A 25,245-nucleotide genomic window follows, 5' to 3' on the forward strand; every position below is an offset into this window, starting at 1 on the left:
GGGTTCTTTCCAAACAGTCGCTGATGTGAAATGGTAGTGTGAGCTGCCGAACGCAACGCGTTTAAGGTGAGAGCGTGGAGAAAAGCGCTCAGCCTATCGACAATAAGAAAATTCCAACAGACAGGTTCTTTTCACCTGGCAGTTGGAATTGGCTTATGGGCGCATAGGCTGCTTTTCGCAACGCGTTTAGGAGTAGAGAGTGCAACAAGGCGTTAAGGCCTTCGTATAGTTCGCTTTTGACCTGTAATTGGTGGTTTTTACCAATAACAGGTCAAAACGAAATCATAGAAGGGCTGCCTTGTGGAACGCGTTTTAAAACCGACCACTTATGGTTTTGCGTGCCTTTTTTGAAGAATTCCAGTAAAAAAGGGAACGCAAAATTGATTTCCGTACCGTTTTTTATAGTTATTCAGGAAAATGGTGACGCAAAAATACTTTGCGTTACGTTTTTCACCGAATCAGGCTCATAATGGCACGCAACGGAAGAAATTATAAAAATCAACCAACAAGAAACTCCAAATGCAAGGGATGGGATCAATTGTCCCAGCCCTTCTTTTGGTTTAAAGTTTGAGAGAAAGGATAATGTAGTTATGTTATTTGATACACACACACATTTGAATGCTGTGCAATTTGATGAAGATGTTCCTGAGACCATTCAAAAAGCTTCCGAACATGATGTAACAAGAATGGCGGTTGTTGGATTTGATACAGAAACGATCGACAAATCACTTGCCTTGAGTCAACAATACGACCACATTTACAGCATTGTAGGCTGGCACCCAACGGAAAGCCATTCCTATACAGATGCTGTCGAAGAAAAGCTGTACCACCAATTGCAATTGCCGAAGATCGTTGCTATGGGCGAAATGGGCTTAGATTATCACTGGCCGGATTCGACGAAAGAAGAACAATTTGAAGCTTTCCGCCGCCAAATCAGAATTGCTAAAGAACTGAAACTTCCAGTGTCGATCCACAACCGTGAAGCGACAGAAGATGTTTACAAGATCCTCAAAGAAGAACACATTGAAGATATCGGCGGAATCATGCACAGTTTTGGTGAAAATACGGACTGGATGGAGCGTTTTTTGGATTTAGGCATGCACATTTCATTGAGCGGAGTGGTCACTTTTAAGAACGCTCCTGAAGTACGCGAAGTAGCTAAAGCCGTTCCATTTGATAAGTTATTGATCGAAACGGATGCGCCTTACTTGGCTCCAGTCCCTTTCCGAGGCAAACGCAACGAACCCGCTTATGTTAAATATGTAGCGGAAGAAGTCGCGAAACAACGCAGTATTTCGTATGAAGAAGTTGGGCACCAAACGATGATCAATGCCAACCGATTGTTTGGGTTAGACGCATGAAGAAAATAAAAGAGATCATTGTAGTCGAAGGCCGAGATGATACCCGTCGCATCAAAGAATCCGTTATTGCGGATACAATCGAAACAAACGGATCAGCTATCAACGAACAAACATTGTCGTTGATTGAAAAGGCGCAGCACGATCGAGGCGTAATTGTGTTTACAGATCCTGATTATCCAGGAGAGAAGATACGCAAAACGATTTCTCAAGCTATTCCCGGTGTGAAGCATGCGTTCTTGACGATTGATGAAGCTCGCCCTAAACATAAAGGCAGCTTAGGTATTGAACACGCAACACCTCAAAGTATCCAAGATGCACTGGCAAAAGCTTATACCCAAACGATCGACCAAGAGGAATTGATTCCCAGGGAGTTGCTGATCCATTTAGGATTGACCAGCGGACCGAACGCCAGTCAATACCGGAAACAACTTGGTGACATTCTTAAAATCGGCTATACTAACGGCAAACAACTTCAAAAACGATTGCAAATGTTTCAAATCAAACCCGAAACCCTGATTCAGACAATGGAACAAATAATGGAGGCACAACAAAATGAATCTTAAAGATATCGCAACTCCGAGCAGAACAAAAGAAATTTTACAGAAACACGGTTTTTCCCTGAAGAAAAGTTTAGGGCAAAACTTTATTGTCGAACCCAACATTTTAGCCAACATCGTAAAAGCTGCTGGACTAGACGAGAATACAAACGTCATCGAAGTTGGACCAGGAATTGGTGCATTAACAGAATATGTAGCGCGCAGCAGTAAACAAGTGGTGGCATTTGAGATCGATGACCGATTGATTCCAGTACTGGAAGACACATTGAGTCCTTACGACAACATTCGCATCGTGCATCAAGATGTGTTGAAAGCTCATTTGAAAGAAGTATTAGCAGAAACGATTAACTTAGATGAACGTTTGATGGTCGTTGCCAACTTGCCTTACTACATCACTACGCCGATTATTATGCACTTCTTAGAGTCTGAATTAAGAATCGACGGATTGGTCATCATGATGCAGAAAGAAGTCGCTGACCGCATCACAGCAGCTCCTGGCAGCAAAGCGTACGGTTCCTTGTCGATTGCGATCCAATATTATATGGAAGCAGAAGTAGCATTTATTGTGCCGAAAACCGTTTTTGTGCCGCAACCGAACGTTGACTCAGCGATCCTTAAATTGACTCGCAGAGACAAACCAGTTGTGGAAGTCAAAGATGAAAAGTTCTTCTTTGAACTGATTCGAGCTTCATTTGTACAGCGCCGCAAAACGATTTGGAACAACTTGCTGATTCGTTATGGAAAAACTGACGAGATAAAAGCTGAATTGACTGCCGGATTAGAAAAAGCGGGCATTGATCCTAAGCGCCGCGGGGAATCATTGAGCATTGCTGAGTTCGGCAAATTAGCAGACAGCTTGCGAATTGAATTATTAAAATAAGATTAAAATTAAGCGAGCAAAAAAGCTAAAACCTTTATTTATAGGTTTTAGTAGCGCTTTATTATTAGAGAAATATTATTTGTGCAAAATTATTTCTTATGATACACTTTAAATCTTTACCTAAACGTGTTATAATAGAACATATTAGGTGAGGTGAATCTGAATGCCAATAACATTGGGAAGCATTAAAGAAAGCTTAGATTGTCGATTAGGTAAGAAGATTATGGTGACCGCGCAAACTGGTCGTAAGAGAAAGACAGAAAGAAAAGGTATCTTAAGAGATACTTATCATTCCGTATTTGTTATAGAATTAGACCAAGAAGAAAATGCTTTTGAACGTGTTTCTTATAGTTACACGGACGTATTGACTCACGCTGTTGAAGTCGAATTTTTAGACGAAGAAGTTATGCAATACGCTTAAAACAAAAATAGTAAAACCAAAGTAGGCTGAACCGGATAGGTTTGGCTTTTTTTGTGCTCAAAAATTCTCATATTAAAAACGCCATGAGTTGAGAAAACTTTCTGCTTATGGCCTACTCTCACAGCCAAAACAGCCATGAGCACGTGAATTAAATCTCTCATGGCCAAATCCACCGCTCAAAACAGCCATGAGACTCTTTTTCTGATTGCTCATGGCCGTTACCACACCAAAAAACCAGTTGTGTTGTCTTTAAAATGTGCTCTTGGGTAATAAACGATTTTGGTTTTGTAACTAAACAGCTTAAAACCTGATTACTTCATATTAAAAAGGCCATGAGCTGAGAAAACTTTCTGTTCATGGCCGACTCTCGCAGCTAGAACAGCCATGGGCACTTGAACTAAAGCTCTCATGGCCAAATCCACCGCTCAAAACAGCCATGAGCCTCTTTTCTGTTGGCTCATGGCCGTACACCATCAAAAAACCAGTTTTGTTGTCTTTAAAATGTGCTCTTGGGTAGTAAACGATTTTGGTTTTGTAACTAAACAGCTCAAAATCTGATTACTTCATATTAAAAAGGCCATGAGCTGAGAAAACTTTCTGTTCATGGCTGACTCTCGCAGCTAGAACAGCCATGGGCACTTGAAGTAAAGCTCTCATGGCCAAATCCACCGCTCAGAACAGCCATGAGCCTCTTTTTCTGTTGGCTCATGGCCAGACTATAACCAAAATACCTATTCGCATTATTTAAAAGACGCAATATCTTAATAGTTTCATGAACTTTTCATGAGATTGACAACTCATCCTTTTCAAAGCGGCTTTTTTCAGCTACTATATTTTACAGAGAAGTAAAAGAAAAAAGAGAAAGGAGGAACGATCATGGAAATTATTGAAAAAGCGCCCGCTAAGATCAATTTGAGTCTGGATGTCCTTCATAAACGAGATGACGGCTACCATGAAATGGAAATGGTGATGACTTCGATTGATTTGGCGGATCGCTTAACATTGAACTTGCTTGATGAAAAACGCATCGTGATTGAGAGCAATAATGGATTCTTACCTTTAGACGAACGAAATATTGTGTACAAATCTGCATTATTACTGCAGAAAGAATTTAATGTGCAGCAAGGTGTTCATGTATATATTGAAAAAAACATTCCGATAGCAGCTGGTCTTGGAGGCGGAAGCAGTGATGCTGCAGCGACATTGCGTGGATTGAATCGTTTATGGAACTTGGGATTGAGTTTAGATGAATTGGCTGAACTGGGTGCAAGAATTGGTTCAGATGTACCGTTTTGTGTATATGGCGGTTCAGCGTATGCTTATGGGCGAGGCGAAAAAATTGAACCGATAACAGAAATTCCTCAATGTTGGGTCGTATTGGTAAAACCGCGTAGAGGAATTTCTTCATGGACTGTATTCGAAGGGTTGGAAGTCGAGACACTGACTCATCCCAATACAGAAGACATTTTAAGAGCCATAGAACAGGTTGATTACGAAGAAATGACCAGTTGCTTAGGAAATGCATTAGAGAACGTCTCGATCGTAAAACAGCCGAAAATCGAGCAAATCAAAGATAAGATGCTGCAATTTGGAGCAGACACTGCTTTGATGAGCGGAACAGGACCAACAATCTATGGATTGTGTCAAAAATATTCACGGGCAAAACGCGTATTCAATGGACTGAAAGGTTTTTGCAACGAGGTCTATCTGGTCCGCACATTGAAGTAGCATAACCCGTAATGCTTACATTCTTTTGAATTGAAGATATAATAAAACTGAATAAACAATCGTATCATCCAGATTGGGTAGATTGGAGTTTTAAACATGAGGACGAAAGAATTGATTACATTTGTTTTAGATATTGGTGAACAAATGCTTATCAGTGGAGCGGAAGTCAATCGAGTAGAAGATTCGATTACAAGAATGTGCAGTGCGTACGGAGCGAAGCGTGTAAATGTGTTGACGATCACATCAAGTATTTTAGTGACGGTAAAGATGGACGATGGCGAGATGTACACTCAAACGAGACGCATCAGATCTTATCTGACGAACTTGAATAAATTAGATAAATTAAATGATTTATCGCGGTATATATGCGATCATAAACCAGATTTGGAAGAAATCGAACGAAGAATGGATGTCATAAACGAAGTGGGCGTTTATTCTCCTAAACAACAATATGGAATCTATGCATTAGTCGCTTCATCGTTTACCGTCTTTTTTGGAGGTAACTTAAGTGATGCGGTAGTGTCTGCTTTGATTGGGATGCTGTTGAAGCTGATGATGGGTTTCATTCGAAAAATTGACAAGAACACAGTTATCACGAACGTTTTTTGTTCCTTTATCGTAGGGTTGGTCACGATCAGCTCTGTCAGTATGGGGTTTGGGACCAACGTCGACCACATCATTATTGGAAACATCATGCTGTTGATCCCTGGATTAGCTTTGACAAATGCAATCAAAGACATCATCAGCGGCGATACGATTTCTGGATTATTGCGTTTAAATGAAGCCTTTGTGATCGCCGTTTCCATTGCCTCCGGGTTCAGTTTGGCAACATTGCTGATGGGAGGTCTGGTCTAATGATGATGGATATGCAAGACGTGATACAGATTATAGCAGCTTATTTCACTTCCGTATCTTTCGCGTTGTTGTACAACATTCGCGGAAACGCGGTCAACTTGGCCGGAATCGGCGGGATGGTCTCATGGGCACTTTACTTAGGGATCGGGTATTTTTATCCAAATGAAATCGTCCAATATTTCTTCGCAGCAGCTTTGGTAACCTGGTATTCAGAATTTATGGCGCGCAGATTAAAAACGCCGGCCGTTGTTTTTTTATCTCCCGGAATCATTCCGTTTGTTCCCGGAAGAGGGCTGTATTATACAATGAGTTATGCGTTAAATGGCGAGATGACGCTATTTTATGAGATGGGTATCGAAACTGTGAAGATAGCTGTCAGCATCGCTGCAGGAATCATGGCCGCAGCTGCGATTTACCGGATCGTTCGTGGAATCGAGCGTTTCAACAAACGCAAAAAACGCACAGCTTAATAAAGTTTGAAGTTGAAAGGGCAGAACTTGGCATACAGGTCCTGCTCTTTTTTGCACGCAAATTGAAGTAGAGTATAGATTTGTGTTCCTTTTTAGAACATTTCATCGAAAAAAAAGGCATGCAAAACCCTGTCAGAGGTTAATTTGATAAGAAAATAAGTGAGTCATCAATCTTCCATAATTTTTTATTGACGTAAACGAGAGATAGTGATAAGCTACTTAAGGATTCGCAAATAGGAACAATTACGATTTAGAAATTTAACCTAAAAAACACTTTATATGGAGGTAACAATGAAAAAATTACATAAAGGAGCTTTGGTCGCAGCTGTTTCCAGTTTAGTCTTTTTCCTGGCGGCTTGCGGTTCAGCGCAAGAGACCAAGCCTGCTGGAGAAGAGAAACTACAAGTCGTTACAACGTTTTATCCAATGTATGACTTCACAAAACACGTAGCCGGAGACTTAGCAGATGTCAGTGTTCTAGTTCCATCGGGGACGGATACACATGGATTTGAGCCGAGTGCGAAAGACGTCGCGAAGATTCAAGAAGCTGATGTGTTCGTCTACAACAGTGTAGAAATGGAAACTTGGGTGCCAAGTATTCTAGAAACGATCGATTCGACAGACATTGTGGTAGTTGACGCCAGCGAAGGCATCGAATTGCTGGACGGCGACCATGGGCACGAAGAAGAAGAACATGCACACGAAGATGACCACGACCACGGTCATGAAGAAGAAGGGCACTCGCACGAAGTTGATCCGCACATTTGGTTGGATCCGGTTTTAGCACAAGACGAAGTAATGAACATCAAAGAAGGGTTAGTGGAAGCAGATCCTGAAAATGAAGCAGATTACACAAAAAATGCTGAAGCTTATCAAGTTGAATTGCAAGAATTGGATGCAGAATATGCGGCTGCTTTTGAAAATGCAGAGAATCGTTTATTTGTGACACAACATGCAGCTTTTGCATATTTAGCAGAGCGTTACGATTTGGAACAAATCTCAATCGCCGGCTTGTCGACAGATGCGGAACCAAGTCCGTCTGAGTTGGCTGAGATGACAGAATTCATCCAAAGCCAAAACGTAGATTACATTTATTTCGGAAAAACAACGTCTTCTAATATTTCAGAGACGCTGGCAAATGAAACGAACACGGAATTGGCCGTTTTAGACCCGATTGAAGGCATCACTAAAGAAGATCAAGAAGCAGGCGTCGATTACGTGACAGCTATGCGCAATAATTTGGAAGCTTTGAAATTAAGCATTCGATAAAAAAAGGAATGGAACAGAAAGAAGGGAACACTATGCACTATATTGAAGTGGACGATCTATCGTTTCGTTATGAAGACGAACCGGTCTTGCAAAACATTCATTTCACAGTGGATCCAGGCGAATTCGTGATCTTGACCGGAGAAAATGGAGCGGCGAAATCAACACTGCTGCGCAATATATTAGGCTTATTGAAGCCGTCTCACGGATCTGCAAAAATCTCTCCCGTGAATACACGGAATGAAAAGTTGGCAATAGGCTACATCCCTCAACAAGTGGCTTCTTATAATGCGGGATTTCCCAGCACCGTTTTGGAACTGGTGCAATCCGGTCGTTATCAACGCGGCAAATGGTTCAAGCGTTTAGATGAAGAAGACCATGTTCATGTCAAACGAGCACTAGACTCTGTCGGCATGTGGGATCAGCGCAATAAAAAAGTCGGAGATCTTTCCGGCGGGCAAAAACAGCGAATCTCGTTAGCGCGTATATTTGCGACAGATCCTGATTTGTTTATCCTTGATGAGCCGACGACTGGAATGGATATCGAGTCGCGGACGCAATTTTATGAATTATTAAAACACAACAGTGAATTTCATGGTAAAGGCATCTTGATGGTCACACATGACCACGATGATATAAAGCATTATGCAGACCGCCACATTCACTTGGTACGGAAGGAGGATTCCCCTTGGAGATGTTTTTCTATGGATTCATGCAAAGAGCCTTCCAAGCTTCACTCTTAATCGCGGTCATTGCACCGATATTAGGATTGTTCTTGATTTTGCGCAGACAGTCTTTGATGGCAGATACGCTGTCTCATGTCTCTTTAGTCGGAATCGCGCTAGGTTTTTTATTAAATTTAAACCCCACCGTTATGACATTATTAGTTGTTATCGTAGTTGCGGTTATTTTAGAATATTTGCGGTTGGAGTTTAAGTCATATTCTGAAGTGTCGTTGGCTATTTTAATGTCTGGAGGACTAGCATTGGCTTTAGTGCTGATGAGCCTAGTAGATGGCGGAACCAATATCAGCATCGACCAATTCTTATTTGGATCGATCGTCACCATCAGCTCGCAGCAAGTACTGATTTTAGCTGTATTGTGCGTGCTGACAGTCGTGATGTATCTGGTTTTCCGCAAGCCGATGTACGTTTTGACGTTTGACGAAGACACAGCTTATACAACAGGGTTGCCTGTCCGCTTGATGTCTGTCTGTTTTAACGTGTTGGTTGGAGTAGCGATCTCAGTGATAATGCCGATTGCCGGATCATTACTGGTATCAGCGATCTTGATCTTGCCGGCAGCTATTGCCATGCGGTTGAGCAAACATTTCAACACAGTTATCTTAGTTGGTATGGTGATCGGTGTGATCGGTATGTTATCGGGATTGTCAGTCTCTTATTATGCTGGAACGCCAGCTGGAGCTACGATCGCATTGGTATTTATTGCTTTATTTATCTTGACGTCAGCCGGCAAAAAGCTGATGACCTTGTCACGAACAAGAACATAGCGCTTTTTAGCAAATGAGATCGAATCACTTGATACTTTTTAGTATCGGGTGATTTTTCATTTGGCAAAAATGACCCTTTTTTCTGCTTATACGAAAGTTGAAGACAAAAAAAGGTTAAATGAGGATAAAAAACGAACATTTTTATCTTTTTCACACCGATTTACTACCTTTTATTCATATAAATGCGTATAATAGGTAGAGAGCCCTTTGGCCAGAAAATGACTTGAGAAAGAGAGGTGTCATAATGAAAGTAAAAAGAAGTGAACGATTAATCGATATGACTCGTTATTTATTGGAAAACCCGCACGCATTGGTTTCATTGACCTTTTTTGCAGATCGATATGATTCAGCAAAATCATCAATCAGTGAAGACTTGACCATTATCAAAAAAACATTCAAAGATAGAGGAACTGGTATTTTAGAAACAATCGCCGGAGCAGCAGGCGGCGTCCGTTATATCCCGAGTATCACAGAAGAAGAAACTGAAGAATTCATCACGCAAATGTGTGAACGTTTATCAGAAGTAGACCGTCTTCTTCCTGGAGGATATGTGTACTTGTCCGATATGCTTGGAGAACCAGCTGTTTTAAAAACGATTGGAAAGATCATTGCTACTCAGTATTTGAATCAACGAGTAGATGCAGTTATGACCGTAGCTACTAAAGGAGTACCTATTGCACAAGCTGTTTCAACTTACTTAGATGTCCCATTTGTAATGGTGAGACGAGATTCAAAAATTACAGAAGGTTCAACAGTAAGCATCAATTACGTTTCCGGTTCATCCAATCGGGTGGAAAAAATGGAATTGTCCAAACGCAGCCTCAAGAGAGGTTCGCGCGTTTTAGTGGTTGATGATTTCATGAAAGGCGGCGGGACCGTCAACGGAATGAAGAGCTTGATCGAAGAGTTCGAAGCTGAATTGGTTGGTATTACTGTATTTGCAGAATCGACTTTCCAAGGAAATCGAATGGTAGACGACTATACTTCATTGTTGTGCGTAGACGATGTAGATGTCCGCAACAAATCGATCCACGTAAAACCAGGCAATTACTTTGAAAAGAGCGTGAAGAAAACCGATTAGGATTCCGTAGGTTTCACTTTCTATTTTTAGTTGGGCGGTTTTACCCGACAAAAAATAGAAATGAAAACATAGGAAGCCTGGTTTTCGCAACGCGTCTAAAATCAGAGCGCGAAGTAAGGTGTTTTGACTTTTGTAGGTTTCACTTAAGCTTTTAGTTGGTGTTCTTTACCAACAAAAACTTAAATGAAATCATAGAAAGGCAGCCTTACGCAGCGCGTCTAAAAGAGAGCGCGAAGTAAGGCGCTATTGAAGAAAGTCAAAAAGCGAGGCATCTGCCTCGCTTTTTTTAGTTGATCAATGATTGAAATAACGGATAAAACATTCAATCAGTATTGGAAGATAATTTACAGCCATGAGACAGGTAGAAACGAAGCTCATGGCCAATTAAGTGGCGTGTTCGGCCATTGAGGGATTAAATTGAGTGATCATGGCAGTTTTAGGACAGGAACGCGGCAATGAGCATGGATTTTTCTCCGTTTATGGCCTTTTTAATGTGAGTAATCAGCTTTTGACTTGAACAGTTAAAGAGTTAAGACCTCTATTACCCAAGTACATATTTTAAAAGTACAATACTGGTGCTTTTAAAGTGTGGTAACGGCCATGAGCATGAAGTTATCTCCGCTCATGGCCTGTTTTGATGTGAGTAATCAGAATTTAGGTTGCCTAGTTAAAGAGTTAAGACCTTTGATTACCCAAGCGCATTATCAAAGCTGCACCATTGAAACTCGACATACTTACACAAGTTTTATCTGACGAAAATACCGTCTAGTTTCACAAATTGTTTCACGTGAATCATTTTTCAGGCAAGGTTTTATACGCAAGTTTCTCGATGATTTCTTGGTGATCTGGGTACTCTTTCAGCAATTCAGATTGTGTGAACAACTCAAAGTCATGGTAGTCAAATCCTGGTGAAACCATACAGCTGACCAGAGAAAAAGCTTCTGGCTCATCGGATTCCACACTGGAACCAAAAATTGTACCTTTAGGAACCAGATACTGCAGAACTTCTCCCTTATCAGCGGCTAGACCTAATTTGACAGCTTCATACTTGCCGTTGGGGTGGATCATATGGACAGTCAGTGACTCGCCTGTATGGTAATACCAAATTTCATCGGATTTCAAACGGTGGAAGTGAGACGGACTAGATAGATTCAACAAGAAATAAATGCTCGTATAGTAAGGGCGTTCACGTTCATCCCAAGTAAGGGCTGAGTGTTCGCTGTTGTAGATTAGTTTGTAAAAACCGCCTTCGGTATGAGGTTCCAGTTGCAATTGGTCTATCCAGAATTGTTCAGAGTGTGTAGTCATAAATGTGCTCCTATCATTTTCTTTTTAGTCTAAGCGAGTTACAGAGAGAATGCAAAACCTATTTTAAAGGTGGCAAAGTTTTGACGCAGCTAAAGTGCGTAAAAGATGAATATCTGAGCATTCCTTGAAAACAAGCCTTTATTAGGCTATTATAAAAACAGTTGAAAAATTAAACCGTTTAAATAATGAAAGATAAAAAATTACACTTATGAGGAGTTTAAAAATGACACAAAGATTCGCAGTGGTATTAGCAGCTGGTCAAGGAACACGTATGAAATCTAAATTATACAAAGTATTGCATCCTGTAGCAGGTAAACCGATGGTAGGCCATGTGGTAGACCAAGTAGAAGCAGCCGGAGCAGATAAAATCGTCTCAATCGTAGGCGTTGGAGCTGAAAAAGTTCAAGAATACTTAGGAGACCGTTCAGAGTATGCTTTACAAGAACAACAGCTAGGAACTGGACATGCTGTATTGCAAGCAGAACCGTTATTGAGCGGCAAAGAAGGAACCGTATTAGTCATTTGCGGAGATACACCTTTATTAACGGCTGAAACGTTGACTGGTCTATTTGACTATCACCAAAACCAAGGAGCAAAAGCAACGATCCTGACAGCACATGCAGAAGACCCCACTGGATATGGGCGCGTAATTCGCGGGGAATCTGGAGCGGTTGAAAAAATCGTTGAACAAAAAGATGCTTCGCCAGAAGAAGCAGCCGTTCAAGAAATCAATACTGGCACGTACTGCTTTGATAATAAATTGTTGTTCGAAGCATTGAATGAAGTAGGAAATGATAATTCACAAGGCGAATACTACTTGCCGGACGTGATCGAGATCTTGAAAAACAAAGGCGAAATCGTTGGAGCTTACCAAATGGAACACGAAGCAGAATCTCTAGGGGTAAATGACCGTGTTGCTTTAGCTGAAGCGACTCGTTTGATGCGTGCAAGAATCAACGAAAAACACATGCGCAATGGGGTGACATTCATGGATCCTCAATCTACTTACATTGACAGCGAAGTGGTGATCGGTTCAGATACAATAGTAGAATCCGGCGTAGTGTTAAAAGGAAAAACAGTGATCGGCGAAGACTGCTTTATTGGAGCAAATTCAGAGATCTCAAACAGCAAGATTGGCGACCGTGTACGTGTTGTCAGCAGCAATATTGAAGATTCAGTGATGGAGGAATACAGCAATGTCGGACCTTACAGCCACTTGCGTCCTAACAGCAACATCGGGAAATCTGTTCATATCGGAAACTTTGTAGAAGTGAAAAATGCGAACATTGGCGAAGATACGAAAGTCGGACATCTAACTTATGTTGGAGATGCTGATTTGGGCAAAAACATCAATATCGGATGCGGTACGGTATTCGTAAATTATGATGGCGCGAAAAAACACCGCATAACAATCGGCGACAACTCCTTTATCGGCTGTAACGCTAACCTGATCGCACCTGTAACAGTAGAAGAAAATGTTTATGTGGCTGCTGGTTCTACGATCACAGATGACGTTCCGAGTGAATCTTTAGCTATCGCAAGAGCAAAACAAGTGAATAAATTAGATTACTATAAAAAAATGCCTCGTAAATAAGCAAAATTTGGAATAAAGCTTGATTTCTTGATCGAAAATGACTAACATTAGTTTGATGATAAGATACGTTGAGAAAGTTTCGCGAACTTAGTTTGCGCAGCTCGTCTAAAAAAGAAAGTGGAGGTCATTATGTCCGAACAATATTTCGATCCGAAGTTAAAAATCTTTGCCTTAAACTCAAACAAGCCATTAGCTGAGAAAATCGCTAAAGTTGTTGGTGTTGAACTGGGGAAAATTTCAGTAAACCAGTTTAGTGACGGAGAAATTAGAATCAATATTGAAGAAAGTATCCGTGGAGACCATGTTTACATCATTCAATCAACTTCACGTCCAGTAAATGATAATATAATGGAATTGTTGATCATGATTGATGCTTTAAAACGTGCAAGTGTTAAAACGGTTAACATTGTCATTCCTTACTATGGATATGCTCGCCAAGACCGTAAAGCTCGTTCAAGAGAACCGATCACATCTAAACTAGTTGCGAACATGATTACTAGAGCTGGTGCAGATCGTATCTTAACACTGGATTTACATGCTGCTCAAATTCAAGGATTCTTTGATATGCCAGTGGATCATTTATTAGGCGCTCCATTATTAGCTAACTATTTCTTAGACAATGATATTGCTAACGAAGACACAGTAGTTGTTTCACCAGACCATGGTGGAGTTACTCGTGCTCGTAAATTAGCTGAATTCCTGAAAGCTCCAATTGCGATTATCGACAAACGTCGCCCTAAAGCAAACGTAGCAGAAGTAATGAATATTATTGGTAACGTTGAAGGCAAAAAATGTATTTTGATCGATGACATGATTGATACTGCTGGAACGATCACTTTAGCTGCTCAAGCTTTAGAAGATGCGGGTGCAACAGAAGTTTATGCATGTTGTACACACCCAGTTTTATCAGGTCCTGCGATCGAACGGATTGAAAATTCAGTGTTGAAAAAAGTTATTGTTACGGACTCGATTCAACTCACTGAGGACAAAATGAGTGAAAAAATCGTTCAAATCAGCGTAAGCGAATTAATGGGAGATGCCATTAAACGGATTCATGAAAATAAATCTGTCAGCCCACTATTTGAAAAGAAATTCCCATCTAACTACAACAAATAATCAACATCGACTGGACTTGCGCATACGCAAGTTCAGTTTTTTTGTATATTCATTCAATGTTTAACCTATTAGGGTATATGTTCGTTCTTTTTTTGTGGTACTATTTATTTAAGATTAAAATTCAGCTAGGAGGTCAAAGAATGACAACATGGGTAAAAGAAAATCACCAGCAAGAAAGTATTGAAGCACTTAAAGAGCTGATTGCTATCGGTTCAGTAAATGATGGAGACGGTTCGAGTTTCCCGCCATTCGGAGAAAAAATCCAAGAGTGTTTAGAAAAAGCATTGGAAATCTCTGAACGATTAGGCATGAGAACGTTCATTGATCCAGAAGGTTATTACGGGTATGCAGAATACGGTGAAGGGGAAGAAATGCTGGGTATTCTTTGTCATTTAGATGTCGTTCCAGGCGGAAACTTAGCTAAATGGATCACTCCTCCATTTGAACCCGATGTTCGTGACGGCGTAATCTACGGTCGCGGAACTCAAGATGACAAAGGACCAACGATAGCTGCATTATATGCTTTCAAAGCGGTTCTAGACGCTGGTGTGACATTCAATAAACGTATTCGCTTCATATTCGGGACAGACGAGGAAAGTCTATGGCGTTGTATGGAACAATATACGAAAAAAGAAGAGATTCCATCATTAGGATTTGTTCCAGATGGTGTATTCCCTTTGACTTATGCTGAAAAAGGATTATGGGAAATCAACTTGATCGGTCCAGGCAGCGATTCATTGAGTTTGGCATTAGGAGAAGCTTCAAACGTGGTTCCCGGCGAAGCAATCTACGATGGCGACAAAGCAGCAGATTTAGCCGACGAATTGAAACAACTAGATGTTGAGTTCGTTGAAGAAGACGAAAAAATTATCGTCAAAGGTAAATCCGTTCACTCAAGCGTTTCAGGCGAAGGAATCAATGCAATCAACAAATTAGTTCAAGGATTGAACAAATTAGAGTCGCACCCGGCTTTGCGTTTCATTGCTGAAAAAATTGGCAACGAAACAAACGGCTACAGTCTTTTAGGCGAAATCAAAGATGAAGTATCTGGAGAAATGACGTTGAATACAGGTAAATTAGTGATCGACGAATATAAATCAGTGATTACGTTGGACATCCGCTACCCAGTAACGTATGACAAAGAAGAATTAGTTACAGGAATTACTAAAGCAGCGGAAGATTACGGCTTGATGTACGAAGAATACGACTCAATTCCTTCACTATACGTGAAAAAAGACAGCGAATTAGTAAAAACACTGATGAGTGTTTACCAAGAAAAAACTGGTGACCAAACAGAACCATTTGTATCTGGTGGAGCAACATACGCTCGCCAAATGCCAAACATGGTAGCGTTCGGCGCACACTTCCCAGGCTCAAAAAGCTTGGCTCACCAAGAAAATGAAGCCTTGCCATTAGACGAATTATACAAAGCAATGGAAATCTATGCAGAAGCTATTTACCAATTGGCTGGTGAATAGTACCAGTGAATTTAAGCTCCACCTCCTTGGAATTCTCCAGAGAGGTGGAGCTTTTTTAGTTAGGTTGGGGTGTTTTCGGCCATAAGGAGAGAAAGTAGAGTGCTCATGGCTGTTTGGATAAGCGTGTTCGGCCACGAGGCAGGAAATTCAGACTCTCATGGCCGACAGCTCGGGCATATCCGTCCATGAAGGGGCATCTAAAACAGCTGATGGCCGAAAAGCAGTTGATTTTTGCTTGATCTATAAGAGGGAAAGACAATTACCCAAAAGCATCTTCACTAAAGATTTTTATACGCTAAATCTCATTTCATTTGCGTATCTTATAGATGAAGATAGTTAAATTTGTGAGGTGCTGGGATGATCAATAAAAAGAGGGGAAAGCCGTATGATTTACTAGTGTTAGAGGCGCTCAAGAAGCGAATGACTTTAGAACAAAAATATCACGTCCGCTATATGAATTTGTCAAAAGGGTATGGTGGTGAATGTTGTTTAGACGGCATAACGGATAAAATGAAACATTGCATAGTGCTTAAAGATTTGTCCTTCACAATTGGAGGCGTTGATGTTCAATTAGATACGATGATCATCACCAGCAAAACGGTTGTTTTATGTGAGGTGAAAAATTATGAAGGAGAGTATCTTTATAGAGAAGAGTGCCTATACAAACTAGATTCTAAAATAGAAATTTATAACCCCCTGCTGAGACTTCCGCGCAGCAAACTATTACTGAAACAGTTGTTCAAAGAACTCAATTTTGGTCATATACCGGTTGAAGCTGTTCTTGTATATGTAAATCCAAGTTTTTCTTTGTATGAAGCTCCTTACTTTTCTCATCTTGTTTTACCGACAAATATAAAGAGCTACTTCGAACAAGTAGAAAAAAATTTAGAACCGTTGACTCATGCGCATACGATACTCGCAAATAAACTATACAGTTTAAACCAACCTAAAAAGTACGAAGACAACTTGCCTCAGTACCGATACGAAAAGTTGAAAAAAGGAATGATTTGTTTAAACTGCAATTCATTTATTGAGTCGTTGGCACCTAGACATCAATCGATCTGCTGTGAGCAGTGCGGACACAAAGAAAGGGTTCAAGAAGCAATCAAGCGTCATGTGAAAGAGTATCAAATCTTGTTTCCCGAACGTAAAGTAGCTGTTTCTGCTATAAAAGTATGGTGTGGTGGGATGATTCCGGAAAAGAGAATACGACAAGTCTTAAAAAATAAATGACTTAAAATTGACGACTTTTGAAAAGAATATCGGAAAAAGATCAAGCTGAAAGCAGGCTCACAAATCGCCTGCTTTCAGCTTGATCTTTTTAATGTGGTTTATATTGAAGAGCAGGCCGTTTTTCAGCCATGAAGAGAGTAAATAAAGTGCTGATGGCCGAAGTGAACTAGCCTTTCAGCCATGAGCCAACAAAATAACTGGCTCATGGCACATTAATGTTGGTTTTCGGTCATGAGCAGACCAACTACCATGCTCCTGGCTGAAAATTAATACGACACCATCAAAAAAGCCCTCCAATAAGTGGAGGGCTCCCAAAAAACTTAGTCGTTCATAACTTCTTCCAATGCTTCTAAACCAACTTTTCTTAAAGTTTCAGCGGAGTGAGACATTTTGTTTAGTTCAGAGCCGTTTAATGGAATTTCTACGACTTTACGGATTCCTTGACGGTTGATGATGGCTGGAACACCGATGTAAACATCTGATTGGCCATACTCGCCGTCTAAATAAGCAGAAACCGGCAATACGGCGTTCTCATTGTCCAAAATAGCTTTAGTGATACGCGTCATCGCTACGGCAATACCATAGAATGTGGCTCCTTTTTTCTCGATAATGTCGTAAGCTGCGTCACGAACTTTGAAGAACACATCTACTAAAGCTTGTTCGTCTACGCCAGGATTTTCTTTGATCCATTCGTAAATCTGTAAGCCGGCAACGTTAGCATGTGACCAAACAGGAAACTCAGTGTCTCCGTGTTCGCCTAAGATATAGCCATGAACGTTACGCGCATCAACGTCCAGTAGAGTAGCGATCTCTTGACGGAAACGAGCACTGTCTAGAGATGTACCAGTTCCAATAACGCGGTGCTTTGGAAGACCTGAGAATTTCCATGTTGCATAAGTCAAGATGTCTACTGGGTTTGTAGCCACTAAGAAAATACCGTCAAATCCGCTGTCCATGATTTGGCCGATGATGTCTTTAAAAATGCGCATATTTTTCTTTACTAAGTCCAGACGAGTTTCGCCGGGTTTTTGTGCTGCTCCTGCAGTGATGACGACGATATCTGCATCGTGGCAGTCGCTGTAGCTAGCAGAGTAGATTTTTTTTGGAGAAGTAAAAGCTAAAGCATGAGATAAGTCTAATGCGTCACCTTCCGTTTTTGCTTTGTCGATGTCGATAATCCCTAATTCTTGAGCAATATTTTGTGTGACCAGAGCAAATGCGTAACTAGAACCTACTGCTCCGTCTCCCACCAAAATAATTTTTTGATTGTCGTTGTTTTTTTTAGTCTCCATGTTCAATTCCCCCATAATCTTTGTAAGTATGTTAGATCCTCTTTGAACTACTTTCAGTATACTTGAAAAGAAATCTTTTTTACAGAGTTAACTATTAATTAAAACGCTATCATGTGAAAAGTTTCATAAACTTTTTAAATCAAGCATTCTATTCCTTTTGTGATTTGAATTGTGCTATACTAGTTGAAAGTAAAAAAAGAGTGGTACTGGGCGGAAGTTGTTTCGTGCAGCGCTTTTTTGCGTCCATTAACTATCAAATTGGAGAGTGCACAATGAAGATGATTGTAGGCCTAGGGAACCCTGGGAAAAAATATCAAGACACAAAACACAATATTGGTTTTATTACATTAGATGAATTAGCTTATCAACACAAATTCACTTTTAACAAATCAAAATTTGAAGCAGATATAGCAGAAGGCTGGGTGTGCAGAGAAAAAACCTTGTTCATTAAACCACAAACTTTCATGAATGAATCTGGAAGAGCTGTTCGACCCTTAATGGATTATTACAATGTAGATGTAGAAGATTTACTAGTGATCTATGATGATTTAGATTTGCCGGTCGGAAAAGTTCGCTTGCGTCAAAAAGGAAGTGCTGGCGGACACAACGGAATCAAGAGCATCATCCAACACATTGGAACGCAAAATTTCAACCGTATCCGAATCGGAATCGATCGTCCGTATCCTAATCAAACAGTGGTTCAGCATGTGTTGAGCGGATTTTCAAAAGAAGTGCACGAAGACATGTTGAATGCTGTCAGAAAAAGTGCTGAAGCAACGAACTATTGGCTGGAAGGTCATGAATTTATTGATACGATGAATCATTTTAACTAATGCAGAAGATGCAAACGGAGGAAATTTAATATGGGAGATGTAGTACAGTTACTGGCTGGTATGGATAATGTCAAAGCAGTCATCGATCCTATTGGTAAGAAGCAATCACAACTGATTACCGGTTTGTCTGGTTCAGCGAGAACTTTAGTTATAGCTGCCATCTTAGAGCAAAAGCAAAAGCCGATCGTTGTGATCGCGCATAATTTATTTCATGCCAATCAATTGATGGAAGATTTCAGCGGAATGGTTGATGAAAATCAGTTGCACATTTTCCCGGTAGATGAAATGGTGTATGCAGAAATGGCCATTGCATCACCAGAAGCCCGCAGCGAACGTATTGCGGCTATGGATTTTTTGTTGTCAGGAAAACCCGGGATCGTACTAGTTCCAGTAGCAGGTGTGCGCAAATTATTACCGTCTGTGGAATTATGGAAAGAGAATTCATTTGAAGTAGAAATGGGCGGCGAACTAGACCCTGGTCAGCTGGCACAGAAGCTGGTCGATATGGGGTATGTGCGCCAGCAATTAGTCGGAAATCATGGAGAGTTCAGTATTCGTGGAGGAATTATCGACATTTATCCTCTAACGGAAGAGAATCCGGTTCGTATTGACTTATTTGATACCGAGGTCGATTCGATGCGGTTCTTTGATGTCGGTTCGCAGCGTTCTGTGAACTCGATCGAATCCATCAAAATCTTGCCGGCGAGCGATACGATTTATACGAAAGAGCTGCTGCAGCAAAATGCTGGTGCTTTCAACGATGCGGTAGAACGCAATAAAAGCTTGATCACAGATGATGCCGATAAACAGTTGTTTGCTAAGAACCTGGCACCGATTTTGGATGCTTTCAATTATGGAGAGCCAATCAATGAATTGGTGATGTACACTGATTATATTTACAACGAAAAAAATAGTATCTTAGATTACATGTCTAGAGACAGTGTGATCATTATGGACGATTACCCGCGTATTTTGGAAGCGGAACGCCATGCAGAAACGGAAGAAGCCGAGTGGGTCGTTAACAAATTAGGCGCTCGTCAAATTTTGCAGAACCAAAAGTTTTCGCATGATTTTAAAACTGTTATTAAAGAAACGGAGACAGACCGCTTGTATTTCGTCTTGTTCCAAAAAGGTATGGGGAACGTGCGATTTGATGCGATACATGCTTTCCAATACCGCAACATGCAGCAATTCTTCGGTCAAATGCCGTTGTTGAAAACAGAGATGACACGTTGGGAAAAACAGCACCATACGGTTTTAGTGACCGTTCCGACCAACGAACGAGCGCAAAAAGTGCATCAGACATTTGAAGACTTTGAGATCCATAGTAAGATCGTCGATGCAGATGCTGTAGAAACCGGACAAGTCCAAATCGTGATCGGAAATTTCCGTAATGGATTTGAGCTGCCGACAGAGAAATTTGTCTTGCTGACAGAGCGCGAATTGTTCAATAAAGTAGCGAAGAAAAAGCCGACTCGCCGTCAAACAATGACCAACGCGGAACGGATCAAAAGCTACAGCGAGCTGAACCCTGGCGACTTTGTTGTTCACGTAAACCATGGTATCGGGAAATATGTCGGAATGGAAACTTTGGAGATCAATGGGGTCCATCAAGATTACATGTCCATCATCTATAAAGACGATGCCAAATTGTTCATCCCGGTCACGCAGTTGAATTTGCTGCAAAAATACGTATCTTCTGAATCTAAGAAACCTAAAGTCAACAAACTTGGCGGAACAGAATGGACTAAAACGAAGAATAAAGTAGCCAGTAAAGTAGAAGATATTGCTGATGAATTGATCCAGCTGTATGCAGCACGCGATCAAGAAGTTGGGTATGCATTTGGGCCAGACACGGAATACCAAAAAGAATTCGAAGATGCCTTCCCTTATTCAGAAACGGAAGACCAGTTGAGAAGTACGGAAGAGATCAAACGCGACATGGAACGGAAAAAACCGATGGATCGCTTATTGGTCGGAGACGTTGGGTACGGTAAAACGGAAGTCGCTCTAAGAGCTGTCTTTAAAGCCGTTCAAGAAGGCAAGCAAGCCGCCTTTTTAGTGCCGACAACGATCTTAGCGCAGCAACATTACGAAACAATGGTGGAACGATTTGCTGATTTTCCGGTCAACGTTTCGATCATGAGTCGTTTCCGAACTAAAAAACAACAAGCGGAAACAATGAAAGGCATCAAAAATGGGCAGATAGATGTGGTCGTGGGAACACACCGCTTGCTGTCGAATGACTTGGAGTTCAGTGATCTGGGGCTATTGATCATTGATGAAGAGCAGCGATTTGGTGTAAAACACAAAGAAAAATTGAAAGCTCTAAAAGAACAAGTCGATGTATTGACATTGACAGCTACGCCTATCCCGAGAACATTGCATATGTCGATGCTGGGAGTGCGTGACTTGTCAGTTATCGAGACTCCGCCGTCCAGTCGTTACCCTGTCCAAACGTATGTCATGGAACAAAATCCAGGTGCCATAAGAGAAGCTGTCGAGCGTGAAATGGCTCGTGGCGGGCAAGCATTCTATCTTTACAACCGAGTAGAAACGATTGAAAGACGAGTGAGTGAACTGGAAGCGTTGATTCCAGACGCGCGTATCGCTTATGCGCATGGGCAAATGACAGAATCTCAACTGGAAAACGTGTTGTATGAATTTGTAGATGGCCAACATGATGTGCTGGTCACTACGACGATCATTGAGACTGGGGTAGATATGCCGAATGTCAACACGCTGTTTGTCGAAAACGCGGACCACATGGGCTTATCGCAGTTGTATCAATTGAGAGGGCGAGTGGGCCGAAGCAACCGAGTGGCTTATGCTTACTTGATGTACCAGCAAGATAAAGTCTTGAATGAAGTCAGCGAAAAACGTCTGCAAGCAATCAAAGACTTTACAGAGTTAGGTTCAGGATTCAAGATCGCGATGCGCGACTTGTCGATCCGTGGAGCCGGAAACTTGCTTGGGAAACAACAGCATGGATTTATCGATTCAGTCGGATTTGATTTGTACTCTGAAATGCTGAGCGAAGCTGTTGTGCGTAAACGCGGCATAGAAGAAAAAGAGAAGAAAACCAAGGTGGAAATCGACTTGGGCATCAATGCATACTTGCCGAATGAATACATCTCGGATCAACGTCAAAAAATCGAGATCTACAAACGGATTCGCGAGCTGGACAGTCACGAGGAATATGTGCAGCTGCAAGATGACTTGATCGACCGCTTCGGCAACTTCCCTGATGAAGTAGCGGATCTGTTGACGATCGGTCTCATCAAATACTACGGAGAATATGCGCTGGTCGAAAACATCCGACGCAAAGACGACGAAGTGGAGATCACCTTCTCAAAAGAAGGCACGAAGACTCTTCCAGGAGAAGAAACGTTCCGTGCGTTAAGCGAAGTACCGTTGAAAGCTAATGTAGCAGCTGCAAAAGATCAGCTGAAAGTAACTTTGCGCTTAGAAAAAGATTACCTCAAATCCATTTACAAATGGCTAGGGCACATTGAGAAATTTGTGCAGCAGATTGCGGAATATCGCATCAAAGAAAAAGAGAAAAATAACTAATCTAACGAGAAAGCGGGAAATGTATGGGAAACCAGCAGCTGAAAAAAACGATGAATGGTGCGGTCATTTTAACGATCGCTGCTTTTATAGCAAAAGTCCTTAGTGCCGTTTATCGAGTCCCCTTCCAAAATTTGGTCGGCAATACGGGCTTTTACGTCTACCAACAAATTTACCCGCTGTATGGGTTAGGGATGACGCTGGCTCTGAACGGTTTGCCGGTCTTCTTGTCCAAAATCATTGCAGAAACTCCTGCAAGTCTGCAGCAAAAAATCCAACAACGGTTGTTTATCCTGTTAGCGGGTTTTTCCCTTGGGATCTTTCTAGCCTTGTATCTTGGCGCAGGCAGGATCGCAGACGGGATGGGAGACCGTCAACTCAGCGGCATCATCCAAGCCGTGTCATGGCAATTTCTGCTGGTGCCTTTCTTATCGGTGTCCCGCGGTTATTTCCAAGGCACTTTTCAAATGATTCCTACTGCAGTCTCTCAAGTCGTTGAACAAGTGGTGCGAGTAGCCGTGATTTTACTGGTGGCGTATACTTATACAACCAGCAAAGATTCCGTTTATCAAATGGGCGCTGATGCCATGAGCAGCGCATGGATCGCAGGGATGGCTGCAACGGTGACGATGGTGGCGTTTATGGCATCTCATCACAGAAAGAGTCCATTTTCTGGTGTCATGTATACAGACTCAATTCCCATACCGACATACCGAACACTATTGAAACGATTGGGAACAGAAGGATTAGTGCTGTGCTTATTGAGTGCGATGCTGATCTTGCTGCAATTGATCGACTCGTTCACGTTGTATAACGGATTAGTCCAATCGGGAATCAGCCCAGCTGCTGCGCGGAGCATCAAAGGGGTTTACGACAGAGGGCAGCCGCTTGTTCAATTAGGGATGGTCGTAGCCACAGCCTTTTCTTCTAGTTTACTGCCGACATTAACGACCAGTGTGATCGAACGAAAGACGAACGACTTTAACCATATCGCGAAGTCTTTCTTGCGCATCACGACTACGATCGCTGCAGCTGCAACTGTCGGGATGATCGTTTTGACGCCTTACTTGAACCACACGCTGTTTGGTGATAAAGAAGGCAATGTAACGATCGCTATTTATGTAGTGTCTGTATTTGCAGCCTCTTTGATTGGAGCAGTGAACGCTATTTTCCAAAGCCGCAATCAGCACCGCTTGGCTTTTGTTGGTTTGCTGCTGGGGCTAGTGGTCAAAAGCGTCCTCAACACTCCATTAGTGGTATTATTAGGAACAGCAGGTTCTAGTCTGGGAACCGTTTTGGCGCTGTTGTCTACGTTGGCTTTCAGCTGGTGGAAACTGACGGACTCAATCAAAATAGCGGTCTTTGCAAAAGGATTCGGCTGGAAGTTAGCCGCCAGTTCGTTCATTATGGGAGCAGCTGTTCTAGCGACTGTTAGTCTAGTCAGCTTAACTGGTTTGAACGCTGACCGTCTGGGTTCGTTTGTATTCGTTCTGTTGGGAGTAGCGGCAGGTGCGGCAGTTTTCGTTAAAGCCATTATTTCATTCAAACTCTTGACGCTGCGGGAATGGTTATCACTCCCATTTGGCAAAAGAGTATTGAGAAAGTAGGGAAGCATATGAAATTATCTGTACTAGAAGCTGTTTTTACGGCAGTTGAACAAGATGCCTCAGCTGGATTTCAGTGGATTCCGGTGAACAAGCTGGACGGTGACCAAGTTGTTTTGGGCCAATCCGTGATCATTGACGGTATCTATGAAGTACCGGCGCTAGGATTAGTGGCGTCTATCCTGGACAAAAAGTACCCTTCGACTCACCGGATAGCTTTTGTTGAAAACCCCGGAACCGAAGAAGAACACGTAGAATGGTTCGCATTGAATGAAGAACCCTCTTTCCAAATGTATTCCAACTCAGGCGTGTTGTTTATACCGGCCTTAAAGCAAGACGAGCGCACTAAGTCGTTTCAAACGCTGCAATTTTATTTGGATGAGATCACCGGAGAAGGCGGCGACATCTGGATCAAGCAGCAGACACATGAAACGCTGATCCCGTTCTTGCATGAGGAAGTGGACGAGTTCGTAGAAGCCATCTACAACAATGATTCTCGCAATATGGCGGAGGAATTGGGCGACTTATTGTGCCACATCTTATATCAAACGAGTTACGCAGAATCAAAAGGAACTTTTACTTTGGAAGATGTTCTAGAAGCCATCAATACCAAATTACGGCGCCGGCATCCGCATGTATTTGACGGGGTCGAAGCCAACACAGTTGAAGAAGTAGATGCCATCTGGCAAAAAATCAAAGCAAAAGAAAAGGAGCTAGGTTTATGAGATTAGATAAATTCCTAAAAGTTTCTCGCATCATCAAACGCCGTACCGTTGCTAAAGAAGTTGCCGACAAAGGCCGCATCCAAATCAATGGAGCTGTTGCAAAATCATCTTCTACAGTCAAAGAAGGCGACGAGTTAACGATTGCTTTCGGAAACCGCACACTTGTCATCCGCATCGACAAGCTGGTCGAAACGACTAAAAAAGATGAAGCAGCCGAAATGTATACTATCTTAAGCAATACAGAAAAATAACCGGTTCTCTACATTATGACATTGGTACAGAAATTTCTTCCAGAAATGTTAAAAGTTAGTATTAGCCTAGCCATTTAGATTTTAACCATAGCTAGATGGTGTAGAACAAAAA

General features: G+C 41.7%; 22 protein-coding genes. 20 read left to right on the forward strand and 2 right to left on the reverse strand.

Annotation, left to right across the window (positions count from 1 at the left end):
• Nucleotides 1-590: 590 nt before the first annotated feature.
• The 11 genes from ACE025_RS00720 to purR all read left to right on the forward strand — a co-directional run bounded on the left by ACE025_RS00720 (nucleotide 591) and on the right by purR (nucleotide 10,129).
• Nucleotides 591-1,361, forward strand: a complete 771-nt coding sequence (locus ACE025_RS00720) for a TatD family hydrolase (protein ID WP_485936444.1) — start codon at nucleotides 591-593, stop codon at nucleotides 1,359-1,361.
• Entirely contained in the window at nucleotides 1,358-1,924 is a 567-nt protein-coding gene (gene rnmV / locus ACE025_RS00725) for a ribonuclease M5 (RefSeq protein ID WP_485936446.1), read from the forward strand. The genes ACE025_RS00720 and rnmV overlap by 4 nt, the downstream gene beginning before the upstream one ends.
• The gene (gene rsmA / locus ACE025_RS00730) at nucleotides 1,914-2,798 is read left to right on the forward strand and encodes a 16S rRNA (adenine(1518)-N(6)/adenine(1519)-N(6))-dimethyltransferase RsmA (protein WP_485936448.1); all 885 of its coding nucleotides are present in this window, start codon (nucleotides 1,914-1,916) and stop codon (nucleotides 2,796-2,798) included. The genes rnmV and rsmA overlap by 11 nt, the downstream gene beginning before the upstream one ends.
• Nucleotides 2,799-2,961: 163 nt before the next feature.
• Complete coding sequence (locus ACE025_RS00735; protein WP_483089669.1) at nucleotides 2,962-3,219, forward strand: Veg family protein; 258 nt, start codon at nucleotides 2,962-2,964, stop codon at nucleotides 3,217-3,219.
• A gap of 876 nt (nucleotides 3,220-4,095) precedes the next feature.
• The gene (ispE, locus tag ACE025_RS00740) at nucleotides 4,096-4,947 is read left to right on the forward strand and encodes a 4-(cytidine 5'-diphospho)-2-C-methyl-D-erythritol kinase (protein ID WP_485936451.1); all 852 of its coding nucleotides are present in this window, start codon (nucleotides 4,096-4,098) and stop codon (nucleotides 4,945-4,947) included.
• A gap of 96 nt (nucleotides 4,948-5,043) precedes the next feature.
• A complete protein-coding gene (locus tag ACE025_RS00745) occupies nucleotides 5,044-5,802 on the forward strand; it encodes a threonine/serine exporter family protein (protein ID WP_485936453.1) in 759 nt (252 codons plus the stop codon).
• Nucleotides 5,802-6,272: a threonine/serine exporter family protein gene (locus ACE025_RS00750; RefSeq protein WP_485936455.1), complete on the forward strand. Its 471-nt coding sequence runs from the start codon at nucleotides 5,802-5,804 to the stop codon at nucleotides 6,270-6,272. The genes ACE025_RS00745 and ACE025_RS00750 overlap by 1 nt, the downstream gene beginning before the upstream one ends.
• A 291-nt stretch (nucleotides 6,273-6,563) precedes the next feature.
• Nucleotides 6,564-7,541, forward strand: coding sequence for a metal ABC transporter substrate-binding protein (locus ACE025_RS00755; protein ID WP_485936457.1), 978 nt, complete (start codon nucleotides 6,564-6,566; stop codon nucleotides 7,539-7,541).
• A 32-nt stretch (nucleotides 7,542-7,573) separates the two neighbouring features.
• Nucleotides 7,574-8,281, forward strand: a complete 708-nt coding sequence (locus ACE025_RS00760; protein ID WP_485936764.1) for a metal ABC transporter ATP-binding protein — start codon at nucleotides 7,574-7,576, stop codon at nucleotides 8,279-8,281.
• Nucleotides 8,227-9,048: a metal ABC transporter permease gene (locus ACE025_RS00765; RefSeq protein ID WP_485936459.1), complete on the forward strand. Its 822-nt coding sequence runs from the start codon at nucleotides 8,227-8,229 to the stop codon at nucleotides 9,046-9,048. The genes ACE025_RS00760 and ACE025_RS00765 overlap by 55 nt, the downstream gene beginning before the upstream one ends.
• 244 nt (nucleotides 9,049-9,292) lie before the next feature.
• A complete protein-coding gene (purR, locus tag ACE025_RS00770) occupies nucleotides 9,293-10,129 on the forward strand; it encodes a pur operon repressor (protein ID WP_485936461.1) in 837 nt (278 codons plus the stop codon).
• 792 nt (nucleotides 10,130-10,921) lie between these two features.
• Here the strand turns inward: purR and ACE025_RS00775 are convergent.
• Nucleotides 10,922-11,437, reverse strand: a complete 516-nt coding sequence (locus ACE025_RS00775; RefSeq protein WP_485936463.1) for a cupin domain-containing protein — start codon at nucleotides 11,435-11,437, stop codon at nucleotides 10,922-10,924.
• A 223-nt stretch (nucleotides 11,438-11,660) separates the two neighbouring features.
• Here ACE025_RS00775 and glmU point away from each other — a divergent pair, with 223 nt between their 5' ends.
• The 4 genes from glmU to ACE025_RS00795 all read left to right on the forward strand — a co-directional run bounded on the left by glmU (nucleotide 11,661) and on the right by ACE025_RS00795 (nucleotide 16,858).
• On the forward strand, nucleotides 11,661-13,031 hold the full coding sequence (gene glmU / locus ACE025_RS00780; RefSeq protein ID WP_485936465.1) for a bifunctional UDP-N-acetylglucosamine diphosphorylase/glucosamine-1-phosphate N-acetyltransferase GlmU: 1,371 nt from the start codon (nucleotides 11,661-11,663) through the stop codon (nucleotides 13,029-13,031).
• Nucleotides 13,032-13,160: 129 nt separating this feature from the next.
• Nucleotides 13,161-14,147 carry a ribose-phosphate diphosphokinase gene (locus ACE025_RS00785; protein WP_485936467.1) on the forward strand — a complete coding sequence of 329 codons (987 nt, stop codon included), beginning with the start codon at nucleotides 13,161-13,163 and terminating at the stop codon, nucleotides 14,145-14,147.
• Nucleotides 14,148-14,287: 140 nt separating this feature from the next.
• Entirely contained in the window at nucleotides 14,288-15,625 is a 1,338-nt protein-coding gene (locus ACE025_RS00790; protein WP_485936469.1) for a M20 family metallopeptidase, read from the forward strand.
• A gap of 357 nt (nucleotides 15,626-15,982) precedes the next feature.
• On the forward strand, nucleotides 15,983-16,858 hold the full coding sequence (locus ACE025_RS00795; protein WP_485936471.1) for a nuclease-related domain-containing protein: 876 nt from the start codon (nucleotides 15,983-15,985) through the stop codon (nucleotides 16,856-16,858).
• A 320-nt stretch (nucleotides 16,859-17,178) separates the two neighbouring features.
• On the opposite strand, the gene ACE025_RS00800 is transcribed toward ACE025_RS00795, so the two are convergent.
• The gene (locus ACE025_RS00800) at nucleotides 17,179-18,150 is read right to left on the reverse strand and encodes an L-lactate dehydrogenase (protein ID WP_485936473.1); all 972 of its coding nucleotides are present in this window, start codon (nucleotides 18,148-18,150) and stop codon (nucleotides 17,179-17,181) included.
• A gap of 272 nt (nucleotides 18,151-18,422) precedes the next feature.
• Between ACE025_RS00800 and pth the strand changes: the two genes are divergently transcribed.
• From pth to ACE025_RS00825, 5 genes are read left to right on the forward strand one after another with little or no spacing between them, the layout of a single operon-like run.
• Complete coding sequence (gene pth, locus ACE025_RS00805) at nucleotides 18,423-18,983, forward strand: aminoacyl-tRNA hydrolase (RefSeq protein ID WP_485936475.1); 561 nt, start codon at nucleotides 18,423-18,425, stop codon at nucleotides 18,981-18,983.
• A 30-nt stretch (nucleotides 18,984-19,013) separates the two neighbouring features.
• Nucleotides 19,014-22,556 carry a transcription-repair coupling factor gene (gene mfd / locus ACE025_RS00810; protein ID WP_485936477.1) on the forward strand — a complete coding sequence of 1,181 codons (3,543 nt, stop codon included), beginning with the start codon at nucleotides 19,014-19,016 and terminating at the stop codon, nucleotides 22,554-22,556.
• A gap of 23 nt (nucleotides 22,557-22,579) precedes the next feature.
• Nucleotides 22,580-24,160: a putative polysaccharide biosynthesis protein gene (locus ACE025_RS00815; RefSeq protein WP_485936479.1), complete on the forward strand. Its 1,581-nt coding sequence runs from the start codon at nucleotides 22,580-22,582 to the stop codon at nucleotides 24,158-24,160.
• A gap of 8 nt (nucleotides 24,161-24,168) precedes the next feature.
• Nucleotides 24,169-24,882 (forward strand): MazG nucleotide pyrophosphohydrolase domain-containing protein, encoded by a 714-nt coding sequence (locus ACE025_RS00820; protein WP_485936481.1) that lies wholly within the window; start codon nucleotides 24,169-24,171, stop codon nucleotides 24,880-24,882.
• Complete coding sequence (locus ACE025_RS00825; protein WP_284030004.1) at nucleotides 24,879-25,133, forward strand: RNA-binding S4 domain-containing protein; 255 nt, start codon at nucleotides 24,879-24,881, stop codon at nucleotides 25,131-25,133. Before ACE025_RS00820 ends, ACE025_RS00825 begins: the two co-directional genes overlap by 4 nt.
• Nucleotides 25,134-25,245: the final 112 nt, after the last annotated feature.

It is taken from the genome of Desemzia sp. AGC72, from assembly GCF_057334175.1.